Origin of the sequence: Nocardiopsis sp. NRRL B-16309 (assembly GCF_001279585.1) — a bacterium.
In the GTDB taxonomy this organism is placed as follows: Bacteria; Actinomycetota; Actinomycetes; order Streptosporangiales; family Streptosporangiaceae; genus Nocardiopsis.
Map to the genome: position 1 here is coordinate 15,148 of NZ_LGEC01000080.1, position 12,941 is coordinate 28,088.

Annotated in this window: 11 protein-coding genes; 6 read left to right on the forward strand and 5 right to left on the reverse strand. The window is 74.3% G+C overall.

What is annotated here, in order from left to right; genetic code table 11:
- Window positions 1-89: 89 nt before the first annotated feature.
- Complete coding sequence (locus ADL05_RS16750) at window positions 90-671, reverse strand: DNA-3-methyladenine glycosylase I (RefSeq protein WP_053617911.1); 582 nt, start codon at window positions 669-671, stop codon at window positions 90-92.
- 113 nt (window positions 672-784) lie between these two features.
- On the opposite strand from ADL05_RS16750, the gene ADL05_RS16755 reads away from it, so the two are divergent.
- From ADL05_RS16755 to ADL05_RS16765, 3 genes are read left to right on the forward strand one after another with little or no spacing between them, the layout of a single operon-like run.
- Complete coding sequence (locus ADL05_RS16755; protein ID WP_053617912.1) at window positions 785-1,363, forward strand: GNAT family N-acetyltransferase; 579 nt, start codon at window positions 785-787, stop codon at window positions 1,361-1,363.
- 58 nt (window positions 1,364-1,421) lie between these two features.
- Entirely contained in the window at window positions 1,422-1,619 is a 198-nt protein-coding gene (locus ADL05_RS16760; RefSeq protein ID WP_053617913.1) for a hypothetical protein, read from the forward strand.
- Window positions 1,616-2,182, forward strand: a complete 567-nt coding sequence (locus ADL05_RS16765; protein ID WP_053617914.1) for an HD domain-containing protein — start codon at window positions 1,616-1,618, stop codon at window positions 2,180-2,182. Before ADL05_RS16760 ends, ADL05_RS16765 begins: the two co-directional genes overlap by 4 nt.
- Window positions 2,183-2,220: 38 nt before the next feature.
- On the opposite strand, the gene ADL05_RS16770 is transcribed toward ADL05_RS16765, so the two are convergent.
- On the reverse strand, window positions 2,221-3,972 hold the full coding sequence (locus tag ADL05_RS16770; protein WP_053618104.1) for an ABC transporter ATP-binding protein: 1,752 nt from the start codon (window positions 3,970-3,972) through the stop codon (window positions 2,221-2,223).
- A 278-nt stretch (window positions 3,973-4,250) separates the two neighbouring features.
- Complete coding sequence (locus ADL05_RS16775; protein ID WP_231640780.1) at window positions 4,251-6,014, reverse strand: ABC transporter ATP-binding protein; 1,764 nt, start codon at window positions 6,012-6,014, stop codon at window positions 4,251-4,253.
- Between the two features lie 418 nt (window positions 6,015-6,432).
- On the opposite strand from ADL05_RS16775, the gene ADL05_RS16780 reads away from it, so the two are divergent.
- Together ADL05_RS16780 and ADL05_RS16785 are read left to right on the forward strand one after the other, a co-directional pair.
- Window positions 6,433-8,397 (forward strand): M3 family metallopeptidase, encoded by a 1,965-nt coding sequence (locus tag ADL05_RS16780; protein ID WP_053617915.1) that lies wholly within the window; start codon window positions 6,433-6,435, stop codon window positions 8,395-8,397.
- A 342-nt stretch (window positions 8,398-8,739) separates the two neighbouring features.
- A complete protein-coding gene (locus ADL05_RS16785; RefSeq protein WP_053617916.1) occupies window positions 8,740-10,080 on the forward strand; it encodes an erythromycin esterase family protein in 1,341 nt (446 codons plus the stop codon).
- Between the two features lie 11 nt (window positions 10,081-10,091).
- Here the strand turns inward: ADL05_RS16785 and ADL05_RS16790 are convergent, their stop codons facing one another.
- The gene (locus tag ADL05_RS16790; RefSeq protein ID WP_053617917.1) at window positions 10,092-10,817 is read right to left on the reverse strand and encodes a TetR/AcrR family transcriptional regulator; all 726 of its coding nucleotides are present in this window, start codon (window positions 10,815-10,817) and stop codon (window positions 10,092-10,094) included.
- A gap of 128 nt (window positions 10,818-10,945) precedes the next feature.
- Between ADL05_RS16790 and ADL05_RS16795 the strand changes: the two genes are divergently transcribed.
- On the forward strand, window positions 10,946-11,914 hold the full coding sequence (locus ADL05_RS16795) for an NAD-dependent epimerase/dehydratase family protein (protein WP_053617918.1): 969 nt from the start codon (window positions 10,946-10,948) through the stop codon (window positions 11,912-11,914).
- A 95-nt stretch (window positions 11,915-12,009) separates the two neighbouring features.
- On the opposite strand, the gene ADL05_RS16800 is transcribed toward ADL05_RS16795, so the two are convergent.
- On the reverse strand, window positions 12,010-12,885 hold the full coding sequence (locus ADL05_RS16800) for a helix-turn-helix transcriptional regulator (RefSeq protein ID WP_053617919.1): 876 nt from the start codon (window positions 12,883-12,885) through the stop codon (window positions 12,010-12,012).
- Window positions 12,886-12,941: the final 56 nt, after the last annotated feature.

Below are 12,941 nucleotides of genomic sequence, written 5' to 3' on the forward strand. Positions count from 1 at the left end.
GGTCGGACGCGCGTCACGCAGCCGCTCGTGCCCGGCGCGACGGCGCGGGGGCGGGCGTCAGGGCGCCCCGGGCGGCGGCGCCGGCGGCTCTACGGGGTCGCCGCGGGCTTGGCGGGGCAACCGACCAGGTGGTCCTCGACCAGCCCGTTGGCCTGGAGGTAGGAGTAGACGATGGTGGTGCCGACGAAGTTGAAGCCGCGCTTCTTCAGGTCCCTGCCGACCCGGTCCGACAACGGGGTGCTGGCCGGGACCTCGGAGGCGTCCGTGAAGTGGTGGACGACCGGAGTGTGGTCCACCCACGCCCACAGGTAGTCCGCGAAGGTCCCGAACTCCTTCTGCACGCGCAGGAAGGCCCGCGCGTTGCGGACGGCGGAGGCGATCTTGAGACGGTTGCGGATGATCCCGGGATCGCCCAGGAGGCGGTCGGTGTCGGCCTGGCCGTACTCGGCGATCCGGTGGACGTCGAAGCCGTCCATGGCGGCGCGGTAGTTCTCGCGCTTGTTGAGCACGGTGGACCAGGACAGCCCGGCCTGGGCGCCCTCCAGCACCAGCATCTCGAACAGGTGGCGGTCGTCGTGCGAGGGCCGCCCCCACTCGGTGTCGTGGTAGGCGCGCATCAGGTCCGAGGAGCCCTGCGCCCAGGAACACAGTCGGTCGTCGGTCGGGGCCATGGCGACTCCTCGGTGCGCGGGTGTGCGGCGGTCGTCCTCCATGGTGGCAGCGCCGGAGGACAGAGCGGTGATCGGCGTTGTGGGGCGGGTCCCCGGTGGAGGAGGATCGGACCATGACGGATATCGACGCGAGCGCCGACCCGCCGGGCCAGAGCATCCGGCGGGTGCGCCTCGTGGAACTCGGCGTACCGGCCCTCGCGGCCCTGGCCCACGGGGACCTGGCCGCGGCCGGCGCGGCCGCGGGGATCGATCTGGGGACCTACTTCCTGGGCGAGACCTGGTGGTGGGGGTTGCGGCGGTCCCAGCTCGCCGATGATCCGGACCGCGCCGGCTGGCTGGCCCACGCGGCCGTCGACGCCGACGCCGAAGGGCCGGACACGGCGGTCGGGTTCGCCAGCTTCCACGGGCCGCCGGACGACCACGGGATGGTCGAGATCGGCTACGCGGTGGCGCCGGAGTTCCGCCGCCGCGGCTACGCCAAGGGCATCGTGGCGGCGCTGATCGCCAGGGCCGCCACGGCTCCGGAGGTCACGACGGTCCGCGCGGCGATCAGTCCGGACAATCCCGCGTCGCTGGCGGTGATCGCCGGATTCGGGTTCGAGCACGTGGGCCAGCAGTGGGAGAAGGCGGACGGTCTGGAGTACCTGTACGAGCGCCCGGTGGTCCTGCCGCCCGGCCGGACGGGACGCTAGGCTCAGCGTCTCTTGGCGCCAAGACGACAGTCGGTGCGCAGCCGGCGGAAAGGGCTTCATGACCGCGACCGCCCTCGGCGACGGCCCGCCCCACGTGCTGGGGTGCGTTCCCACCGACTCCGATCCCCTGCGCCGCACCGAGGCCGGGCACGAGGGCGACCGGGACCCGTGCTCTCCCGGTCCGCGGTGCTTCGACGTCCACGATCCGCTCGGGGACCGGTGGGAGTTCCTCGCGCCGGAGGAGGGGGCGGCATGACGGCGCCCCTCGAACCGCTGCCCGAGGCGGGTGCGCGTCTGCTGGCGGAGTGCGGTGCGCCGCCCAGACTCGTCGCCCACGGGCGGCTCGTGCACGACGTCGCGGCCCGGCTGCTGGACTGGCTCGGCCGGAACCACCCCGCCCTGGAAGTGGACACCGAGGCCGTCCGCTTCGGAGCCGCCGTCCACGACATCGGCAAGACCGTCCACCCCGAGGAGCTGTCCGCTCCCGGGCACCGCCACGAGCGGGCGGGGGAACGGCTGCTGCTGGACCGGGGTACGTCTCCGGGCCTCGCGCGGTTCTGCGCCACCCACGGAGACTGGGCCCACCCGGACAGGACGTCGGAGGACCTACTGGTCAGCCTGGCCGACAAGGTGTGGAAGGGCGCGCGGAAGGAGGACCTGGAACTGCGGGTGGTCCGGTGGATCGCCGACGCGGAGGCACGGCCGGCCTGGGAGGTCTTCGCCGCCCTGGACGACGCGCTCCGCGAACTGGCCGACGGCGCCGACTGGAGACTGGCCCACCAGGCCCGCCATCCCGTGACCGGGGCCGCCGCGACCTGACGGTGGGCGCTCTGGCCGCCACCTCCCTGGTCGGCGTCTTACCGGCCGGTGCCGTGCCAGGATCTCCACAGCGCCGCGTAGGAGCCCTCCGCGGCGACGAGGTCGTCGTGCGTGCCGAGTTCGGTGACGCGCCCGTCCTCCACCACCGCCACACGGTCGGCATCGTGGGCGGTGTGCAGCCGGTGCGCGATCGCGATCACGGTGCGCCCCCGCAGCACGGCCGCCAGCGACCGCTCCGTGCGTCTGGCCGTGGTGGGGTCCAACAGAGAGGTCGCCTCGTCCAGCACCACCGTGTGCGGGTCCGCCAGGACCACGCGTGCCAGGGCGAGCTGCTGGGCGCGGGCCGCGTCGAGTGTCGTCCCGCCCGCGCCGAGCCGGGTGTCCAACCCTTCGGGGAGGGCGGGCGCCCAGTCGGCTCCCACCGCGTCCAGGGCACGGAGCAGCGCGTCGTCGCCGGCGCCCTCGGCGGCGATCGCCAGGTTCTCCCGCAGGGTCCCCACGAAGACGTGGTGTTCCTGGCTGACCAGCACGATCCGCTCGCGCAGCTCCTCGGGCGGCAGGTCGGCGACGGTGGACCCGCCCACGAGCACCCGGCCCGCGGTGGGGGAGTCCAGGCCCGCGAGCAGCTTGCCCAGGGTCGTCTTGCCCGCACCGGAGGGCCCCACGATCGCGAGCCGCTCGCCCGGGCGGACCGACAGATCCACCCCGCGCAGCACGTCGTGTCCCTCGACGTAGGCGTAGCGGGCTCCGCGGACCTCGATCCGGTCGTCGGTCGGTGGATCGGCGCTGAGGGCGGGCGACCGGGGGACGACCTCCCCGATCCCGCGGAGCCGGGCGAAGGAGGCCGCGCCGCTCTGGAGCTGTTCGACCCAGTACGTGATCCGGCTGAGGGGATCGGTCAGACCCGTGGCGTACAGGCAGCACGTGATGAGCACGCCCAGGCCGATCCGCTCGTCCAGATGCGCGAGCCCGCCCACGACCAGCACCGCCACGCACGGCAGGGTGAAGGCGAGGTCGGTCACCGGGTACAGGACCGAACGCAGCGCCAGGGTGCGCCGGCGGGCGCGGTCGAGCGTCAGCGCGTCGGCGTCCGTCGCCGCCGTCCGGGCGTCGCGCAGCCCCAGGGCCTCCACCGTCCGCCCGCCCTCGGCCGTGGCGGTGACGCCCTCCAGCGTGGTGGAGGAGGCGGCGCCCTCGGCGAGGTAGGCGGACCGGGACCGCCGCAGGTACCAGCGCAGCGCCGCCCACACCGGGGGCGCGGCCACGAGGAAGAGGGCGCCCAGGAGCGGGCTGAGCCAGAACACGGCCGCCACCAGGAACAGGGCCTGGACGGCGGCGGGGAAGACCTCCGGCAGCGCGTGGCGCAGCATGACGCCGACCTTGGCGGTGTCGGCGGCGACCCGGGTGGTGAGGTCTCCGGTGCCGGAGCGCTCCACGACCCGGGTGGGCAGGGCCAGGGCACCGTGGACGAAGTCCTCGCGCAGCCGCCGCAGCATGCGCTCACCGAAGCGGTAGGCGGCCAGCCGGGCGTACCGGGTGAGGACGAGCTGGGTGAGCGCGCACGCCACGACCGCCGCCGCCAGCCGGTCCACCGTCCCGACCGTGGCGGTGCCCGCCTCCAGGTCGTCGACGATCCGCCCCAGCAGGTAGGGCCCGGCCAGGGCCACCGCGCCCACCAGGCAGGTGAGCACCGTCAGCGCGATGAGCGGGCCGCGCTCGCGGCGCAGGAGTCGGCGGACGTCGCGCCGCACGGTGGCCGGCGCGGCCACGGGCAGCCGTCCGTCGTCCAGGGCGCCGCCGCCGGACGCGCGGCCGTCGGCGCGGTCGCCCCCGTGTGCTCTGCCGTGCCCGTGCGCGCGTGTGCCGCCCCGGTCGTTGGCGGGTGTGCCGTCGTGGGCGCTCACGGAGGTGCCATCGTGGTCGTCGGCGCGGGCTCCACTGCCGGCGTTCGGGTGCGTTCCACCGCGGTCGCTGACAGGGGCGCCATCGTGGTTGTTGGCGTGGGCCCCACTGCGGTTGCTCGTGGGAGTTGCGTCGTGGTCGTCGGCACGGGTTCCGCCTTGGGCGCTCACGTGCTCACCTCCTCGTCCTGATCGCTGCCCCGCAGCACGAGTGAGCGGTAGCCGGGGTGGCCGACGGAGAGGCTCCGGTGCGTGCCCGTGGCGGCCACACGGCCCTCGTCGAGCAGGACCACCCGGTCGGCGCCGTCGAGGAGCAGCGGGGAGGTGCCCACGACCACGGTGGTCCGGCCCCGGCGCGCCCGGTACAGGCGGTCGGCGATGTCGGCCTCGGTACGGGCGTCCACCGAGGAGGTCGGCTCGATCAGGAACAGGACCTCGGGGTCGGCGAGCACCGCCCGCGCCAGCCGTACCCGCTGGCGTTGGCCGCCGGACAGGTCGCGGCCCTGGGCCTCCACCGTCGAGTCCAGGCCGTCGCGCAGGGCCGTGACGACGTCCAGTGCTCCGGCCACGCGTAGGGCCTCGGTGATCTCCGCGTCGTCGCGGCCACCGTGGACCGCGACCGCCTCGCGCAGCGTTCCGGCGAAGAGGTGGGCGTCGTTGTCGGCGACCAGCACGCGCTCCCGGATCCGGTCCAGGTCGATGTCGCGCAGGGGGACGCCGCCCCAGGTGGCGTCGGAACCGGTGTAGCGGCCGAGCCGGTCCACGACCTCGATCGCGTCGGCCGGGTCCGGGCTGACCAGGGCCGTGACCTCGCCCGGTCGGATCCGGACCCCCGACACCGGGTCGACGAGTTCGGCGGGGCCGTCGGGCCCCGGGTCCGTGCCGCCGTGGGTGAACGCGGGGGCGTGGCCGAGCAGGCGCACCACCCGGACGAGGCAGACGTGCCCGTGCGTGAGGTCCCCGGCCCCCTCCACGAGGAAGAACACCGGAAGGACGAGGACGGCCACGTAGCCGTGCACCGCCACCATGTCCCCGACCGTGATGTCCCCCGCCAGGACCAGGCGGGCGGAGATCCAGGTGACCGAGGCGACGAAGAGCACGGACAGGGTGGCGGTGACCGCCTCCACCCAGCTGAGCGTGGTCCCGACCCGGTGCCCCTGCCGCAGCAGGTCGGCCGAGCGCTCCCGGTACCGGGCGGCGAACCGGTCCTGGCCGCCGAGCCCGCGCAGTACCCGCAGCCCGGCGACGATGTCGCCCGCGAGGGTGGTGAGCTCGCCCTCGTGCCGCCGGTAGTCGTTCTGTCTGCCCCGCAACCGGCCCAGCATCGGCCCGATGGTGACCGAGAGCAGCGGCACGCCCAGCGCCACGACGGCGGCCAGGAGCGGGGAGACCGTGAACAGGAACACCGCGACGCCCGCGTAGGCGATGACCGCCCCCACCCCCGGCCCGGTACAGGTCAGCATCTGGGCGATGCGTCCCACGTCGGCGGACTGCAGGGTGGTCAGCTCCCCGGAGGAGACCCGGCGGGGCAGGGCCGCGCCGAGGTGCGCCGCGTGCCGGGCGACCACGCGCAGGGTCCGCAGGGCCGCGTCCAGGCGGACGAGGGTCATCGTGCGGTGCCGCATGAGCGCGGTGAGCGCGTTGACCGCGCCCATCGCCGCCAGGGCGCCCGCCCACAGGACCAGCGCGCCCCGGTCCCCGGCGCGCAGACCGTCGTCGACGGCCCGGGCCAGGAGGTAGGGCGGGACCATCATGCCGACCATCCAGGTGCTGCCCCAGAAGGCGCCGGTGAGGACCCGCCGGGGCTGTGCGGCGATGAGCCACCACAGGTAGTGCCACGGGCCGCGCGTGTCCGGGATGCCCGGGGAGGGGAGCCGCGCGGCGGTCCCGGTACCGCCTCCGCCCTCGGTCCGCTGTCCGTTCCGCTCCACCGGCCCCCGTCCGTGCGCCTGATGCCGCCGTGCGCTGGTCGTCGTCGATCCTCCACATCCGATGAGACCAGGTGCGGACCGGCGGCGGAAGACCGCCCCCTCGGCCTGTGGACAACGGCAGGTGAGGGCCGTGCGGCTGTCGCAGGGGAGAGTCCCCGACGCGGGCACGTGAGACACGCGTGCGCGATTCCGGTGCTGAGGTGCGCAACCGTCCAACATCACCCGAAAGCGGCGTGACAGGACGAGTCGCGCGCGATAGAACGGCACCCAGTGTCCCGGGCGCGCGGGCCGGACGGCGGTGGCCCCGACCGCCCCGCCGTGCCCAGCAGCAGCCGTCTCGGCTCGCCACGACGTTCCCGCCGCCGCACCGGGGCGGGAACGCACCGGCCGATGCGCACCGACCCCAGGAGCCCCGACCTTGACCGACAACCCCTTCTTCACGCCCAGCACCCTGCCCTACGGGCTGCCGGACTTCTCCGCCGTCCGCGAGGAGCACTTCGTCCCGGCGTTCGAGCGGGGTATGGCCGACCACCTGGCCGAAGTCGAGGCGATCGCGCACGACCCGGAGCCGCCGACCTTCGACAACACCCTCGCGGCCCTGGAACGGTCCGGCCGGATCCTGCACCGCGTCCAGGTGGTGTTCGAGACCCTGGCCGAGTCCGACGGGACCGAGGGCCTCTGGGCGATCGAGAGGGAGATGGCGCCGCGGATCGCCCGGCACCGGGACGCGATCGTGCTGCACCGCGCCCTGTGGGAGCGGATCAAGCGGGTCACCGCCGCCGATCCCGAGGAGGCCCGGCTACTGGAGCGCTACCGCACGGACTTCGTCAAGGCCGGCGCCGACCTCACCGAGGACCAGCAGGCCCGGTTGCGCGAACTCAACGGGGAGCTCGCCGAGCTCTCCACGGACTTCGCCCAGAACGCCCTCCGGTCCGCCACCGAGTCCGCGCTCGTCGTCCGGGACGCCGCCGAGCTCGACGGACTGGACGAGGCCCGGATCCGTGCGATCGAGAAGGACGGTGAGTACGTCCTCCCCCTGCTGAACAGCACCGTGCAGCCCGCGCTCGCCCAGCTCACCGACCGCGCCACGCGCGAGCGGCTCTACACCCTCAGCGTCGAGCGCGCTCCGCGGAACCTCGACCTCGCGGCCCGGATGGCGGCGCTGCGCGCCGAGCGCGCCGTCCTGCTCGGCTACCCCGACCACGCCGCGTACAAGGTCGCCGACCAGACGGCCAGGACCGTCGACGCCGTCGAGGAGCGGCTCGGACAGCTCGTCGGGCCCGCCGTTCGCAACGCCCGGAAGGAGGCCGAGGCGCTGGCCGAGCAGGCCGGGCACGCCATCGAGCCGTGGGACTGGTCCTTCTACACCGAGAAGGTCCGCCGGGCGCGCTTCGACATCGACGAGGACGCCCTGCGGCCCTACTTCGAGCTCGACCGGGTCTACGAGGACGGGGTCTTCCACGCCGCCGCCCTCCTGTACGGCATCACCCTCGCCGAGCGGGACGACCTGCGCGGATACCACCCCGACGTGCGCGTGTGGGAGGTCTTCGACGAGGACGGCACCCCGCTCGGGCTCTTCCTGCTCGACCCCTACGCCCGCCCGGCCAAGCGCGGCGGCGCGTGGATGCACAACCTGGTCGAGCAGTCGTTCCTGCTGGACGAGCGTCCCGTGGTCGTCAACAACCTCAACATCACCAAGCCCGGGGACGGGCCGACCCTGCTCACCGTGGACGAGGTCCGGACGGCCTTCCACGAGTTCGGCCACGCCCTCCACGGTCTGTTCTCGTCGGTCCGCTTCCCCCGGCTCGAAGGCACCAACGTGCCGCGCGACTTCGTCGAGTACCCGTCCCAGGTCAACGAGATGTGGATGTTCTGGCCGGAGATCCTCGCCAACTACGCCAGACACCACGAGACCGGTGAGCCGCTCCCGGACGGCCTCGTGGCGAAGCTGACCGCGTCCGAGCGGTTCGACCAGGGCTTCGCGATGGTGGAGTACCTCGCGGCGGCCCTGCTCGACTGGTCCTGGCACCGGATCGGCGCCGACGAGGACGTGGACCCGTCCGCGTTGGAGTCGCGCGCGCTCCAGCGGTGGGGCCTGGACCTCGACCAGGTGCGCCCGCGCTACCGCAGCACCTACTTCCTGCACATCTTCGCCGGTGACTACCACGCGGGCTACTACTCCTACGTGTGGAGCCAGGTGTTCGACGCCGAGAGCGTGGAGTGGTTCACCGCCAACGGCGGCCCGACCAGGGAGAACGGTGACCGCTTCCGCGAGCTGGTTCTGGCGCGCGGCGGGAGCGTCGACCCCCTGGACGCCGTCCGCGACTTCCTCGGCCGCGACGCGGAGATGGGCCCGCTGCTGCGCCGCAAGGGGCTGGAGTAGCCCGGAGCGGCACCGCGCGTAGGTGGACGACCCGGCGCGCGGGGCCCGAGGGCCCGAGGGCCGCACCGGCGGTCCTCGGGCCGTTCGCCTCGGGCCGTCCGCACCCCGGCCGTCGGGCGGTCCAGGCTCCGGACGCCCGCGCTCCGGTCCTTCGCGCTCGGGCTCTCCGGGTTCGGGCCGTCCGCCCTCGGACCCGCGTCCTCCCACAGGTCGGATGCGTTCGCCCGATCCTTTGCCCCGGTTGGCGCATAAGCGCCGTTCACCCTGGTAGGGGCCCTGTAGGAGCGCGGCCCGCCGCGTGCGGCCGCCACCGCGCCCGAGTGATCCGAAGGGAGCGCGACCATGGACGAGGTCCGGAGCATCCACGGCACCTTCCACCCGCTGTCGGACACCGCGGCGCTCGATCCCCTGCTGGACCGGGTGGGCGACGCCCGCTACGTGCTCCTCGGGGAGGCGTCGCACGGCACGTCGGAGTTCTACCGGTGGCGCGCGGCGGTCACCGAGCGGCTGATCGCGGAGAAGGGCTTCTCCCTGGTCGCCGTCGAGGGGGACTGGCCCGACTGCCTGGACATCCACCGCTACGTCGTCGGTGCCCCGGAGGTGCCGGGAGACCCCCGCGCGGTGCTGGCGGGCTTCGAGCGCTGGCCGCGCTGGATGTGGGCGAACGAGGAGACGCTCGGCTTCCTGCTCTGGCTGCGCCGGTACAACGCCTCCCGGCCCGCCGGATCCAGGGCGGGCTTCTTCGGCCTTGACGTCTACAGCCTGTGGGACTCGCTGCGCGCCATCCTGGACTACCTGCGCGAGCACGAGCCCGACCGGGTCGGCGCGGCGCTGGAGGCCTACCGCTGCTTCGAGCCCTACGCCGAGGACGCGCAGGCCTACGCCCTGTCCAGCCGACTGGTGCCCGCCAGGTGCGAGTCGGAGGTCGTCGCCCTGTTGGCGGAGCTGCGCCGCCGTGCTCCCGCGGGGACCGAGGGGGCCGGTCCCGGTTCCGGTCCCGGCGGGCCTGGCGGCGGCGGACTCGAACGGCTCGCCGCCGAGCAGAACGCCGAGGTCGTCGCGAACGCCGAGAGCTACTACCGCTCCATGATCCACGGCGGACCCCACTCGTGGAACATCCGCGACCGGCACATGGTCGCGACCCTGGACCGCCTCATGGACCACCACGGGCCCGGGGCCAGGGCCGTCGTGTGGGCGCACAACACGCACGTCGGCGACGCCCGCGCGACCGACATGGCGTCCGCGGGCATGGTCAACGTCGGCCAGCTGGTCCGCGAGGAGCACGCCGGCGACGGGGTGGTCGCCGTCGGGTTCGGCTCCTACGAGGGCACCGTGATCGCGGGCGACCACTGGGGCGCGGAGCCGAAGGTGATGTCGGTCCCGCCCGCCCGGCCCGGCAGTCTTGAGGCGCTGCTGCACCGCGCCCTGCCGGAGCGGGAAGCGCTGTGCGTGTTCCCGGACCCGCCCGACCAGGCCGACTGGATGCGCCGGACGCTGGACCACCGGGCGATCGGCGTGGTGTACCGGCCGCGGGCGGAGGCCTGGGGAAACTACGTCCCCACCGTGCTCGCCCGGCGCTATGACGCCTTCGTCCACTGTGACCGCACCCGCGCGCTCACCCCGCTCGGGCGCGAGGACGAGCCCGTCCCGGGCGAACCGGAGACCTACCCGACCGGGGTGTGAGCCGAGCGGCGTCAGGCTCCGGGGAGGCCGACGGTGCGTGCCGTCGTGCGCGCGACCTGCTCCAGGTGTGCCTCGCGGGCGTCGATGATGTTGTCGTAGTGGCCGAAGAGCTCGAAGCCGACCGTCCCGAACAGCGCCGTCCACCCGTCGATGACGGCGAGTGCCGTCTCCGGCGGGGCGCCCGTGAGCATCGCGGCCCGCTCGGGGTCCATGTCGGCGGCGATGCGTTCGATCCGGGCCACGAGGTCGGCTCGCAGCTCCGCGGGCACCGGTGGGCGGTCCGTGGGAGCCAGCCCCGGACCCCGGCGGGCGTCGTGGGCGATCCGCGTGAGGAGCAGGACCACGCGGGTGGCCGGTTCGGTGGTGTCACGCGGTGCGGCGTAGCCGGGGACCGGTGAGCCGTAGATGAGGGCGTACTCGTGCGGATGGGCCAGCGCCCACGCCCGTACGGCCCGGAAGACGGCGATCCAGCGGCCGACGTGGTCGTGGCGGTCCACGGCGGACTCCGCCTCGCGCGCCGCCTCCCCCGCGCCCTCGTAGGCCGCGACGATGAGCGCGGTCAGCAGCGCGTCCCGGTTCGGGAAGTACCGGTAGACCGCCGACGCGGCCATGCCGAGTTCGCGCGTGACGGCACGTACCGAGAGGCCGGCCGCGCCGCGTTCGGCCAGGTGGCGACGGGCGACCTCGGTGATCTCGGCGACGTACTCGGCGCGGACGCGGTCTCGGATGCCAGCCATGCGGGGAGTCTGCCACGAAAGATCAGTGATGTGAAGTGTGAACAGTGCTCTTGACTCCACGTCTCGATGGTGAAACGGTGATCTAAAGCGAGAGCACTGTTCTCGCACAGAGGCAGAAGGGTTCCACCATGGCCTTCCACGTCATCGTCGGTGCGGGCGCGCTCGGCACCTCCCTCGCCCTCCAGCTCGCCGACGCGGGTACGGAGGTCCGGATCGTCACCCGCTCCGGCGGCGGCCCGGAGCACCCGTCGGTCGAGCGGGTGCGGGCCGACGCGACCGACGCGACCGAGCTCACCCGAATCGCGCACGGCGCCGCCGTCCTCTACAACTGCGCCAACCCGCCCTCCTACGAGCTGTGGGAACAGCACTGGCCGCCGCTGGCCGCGTCCCTGTTGGAGGCCGCCGAGCGGACCGGGGCCGTGCTGGCCATCGGCGGCAACCTCTACGGCTACGGTCCGGTCGATGGGCCGATCCACCGCGACCTGCCCCTGGCCGCGGCCGACCACAAGGGGCGGCTGCGAGCGCGGATGTGGGAGCAGGCCCTGGCCCGCCACGAGGCGGGCGCCGTCCGGGTGACCGAGGTGCGCGCCTCGGACTACATGGGCTGCATGAACCCGAAGGGCAGCTACCCCGAGTTCTACGCCGACCAGGCGCGCGCCCGCCGCCGGGTGTTCACCTTCGCCGACCCCGACCAGGCGCACAGCGTCGCCTACGTGCCGGACGTCGCCCGCACGCTGGCCGCGGTGGCCACCGACGAGCGCGCGTGGGGGCTGGGCTGGCACGTGCCCTCGCCCGAGGCGCGCACGGTGCGGGGGATGGTGGACGACATGGCGCGGGCGTTCGGGGTGGGCCGCCCCTCCGTGACGAAGGTCCCGCGGCCGCTGCTGCGGGCGGCCTTCCGGTTCTCCCCGTTCCTGCGGGAGGTGGGGGAGCTGCTCTACCAGTGGGACGCCCCCTACGTCGTCGACGCCTCCGTGACCACGGAGGTCTTCGGGGTGGAGGCGACGCCGTGGGAGGAGATCGTGCGCGCGACGGCCGCGGGGCTCGACGCGCGGGCCCGTGCGGCCCGCGCCGGCGCCCCGGCGGGTTCGTCGTGACGGCGGCCCCGGCGCCCCGACGGGAACGTCGTGACGGCGGCCCCGGGGGCACGGCGGGTTTGTCGTGACGGCGGCCCCGGGGGCACGGTGTGCGGCTACGACCGCACCGGGGGCCGCTCCGCGCCGCTCGACGCCTCCTCGGGCCTGCCCAGGAGGCGCAGCGCGTCGGCCGAGCCGGGATCGTTCGGCGTGTAGACCTCCAGGCGGTGGTCCGGGCTGTCGGGCTGGAGCCACACCTGGTAGGTCACGCTGAGCGCGCCCGCCGTGGGGTGCTGGACGTGCATCGGCGCCGCGGTGCAGTCGGCGACCTCGCCGTCGGCCCACATCGAAGCGAACGTGGAGCTGCCCATGGTGATCTCGCCGATGAGCGCGGCCAGCCGGGCGTCGTCGGGGTAGCGGCCGGCGGTCAGGCGCAGGTAGCCGACGTGGATTGCAGCCAGCTCCGACCAGTTGCGGTAGAGGTCGCGGGTGAGGGGGTCGAGGAAGAACAGCCGCGGGACGGACGGACGCCGGTCCGGGTCCCGGGGGGCGTCGAAGGGCAGGTGCTCGGCCGTGAGCGCGTGTCCGGCGCGGTTCCAGGCCAGGACGTCGCCGCGCCGACCCAGCACGACCGCCGGCGTGGCCTCGTCCAGGGCGTCCAGGAGGGCGAGGACCCGGGTGTGCGGGTGCTCCTCGGTGGGCTCGCTCAGCCCGGACCCGGCGGGCCGACGGGCCAGGTTGCGCAGGTGCGCGGCCTCCACGTCGTCGAGCCGCAGCACCCGGGCGAGGGAGTCGAGGACCTGCTCGGAGGCGGTCTCGGCCAAGCCCTGCTCCAGCCGCGTGTAGTAGCCCGCGCTCACTCCGGCGAGCTGGGCGAGTTCCTCGCGCCGCAGTCCGGGGACGCGGCGGGCGCTCCCGTAGGTCCGCAGGCCGATGTCGGCGGGGGTGGTCCGGTCGCGGCGGTTCTTGAGGAACGTCCCGAGGCTCTCCATGCCGCCGACCCTAGACGGTCGGCCGCGATCCGGCCTGTACCTGTGGGGTGTACCCA

What these genes read in the sequence shown, in the direction of transcription:
- ADL05_RS16750 (WP_053617911.1), bottom strand. Translation starts at nt 671, where the DNA reads ATGGCCCCGACCGACGACCGACTGTGTTCCTGGGCGCAGGGCTCCTCG.
- ADL05_RS16755 (WP_053617912.1), top strand. Translation starts at nt 785, where the DNA reads ATGACGGATATCGACGCGAGCGCCGACCCGCCGGGCCAGAGCATCCGG.
- ADL05_RS16760 (WP_053617913.1), top strand. Translation starts at nt 1,422, where the DNA reads ATGACCGCGACCGCCCTCGGCGACGGCCCGCCCCACGTGCTGGGGTGC.
- ADL05_RS16765 (WP_053617914.1), top strand. Translation starts at nt 1,616, where the DNA reads ATGACGGCGCCCCTCGAACCGCTGCCCGAGGCGGGTGCGCGTCTGCTG.
- ADL05_RS16785 (WP_053617916.1), top strand. Translation starts at nt 8,740, where the DNA reads ATGGACGAGGTCCGGAGCATCCACGGCACCTTCCACCCGCTGTCGGAC.
- ADL05_RS16790 (WP_053617917.1), bottom strand. Translation starts at nt 10,817, where the DNA reads ATGGCTGGCATCCGAGACCGCGTCCGCGCCGAGTACGTCGCCGAGATC.
- ADL05_RS16795 (WP_053617918.1), top strand. Translation starts at nt 10,946, where the DNA reads ATGGCCTTCCACGTCATCGTCGGTGCGGGCGCGCTCGGCACCTCCCTC.
- ADL05_RS16800 (WP_053617919.1), bottom strand. Translation starts at nt 12,885, where the DNA reads ATGGAGAGCCTCGGGACGTTCCTCAAGAACCGCCGCGACCGGACCACC.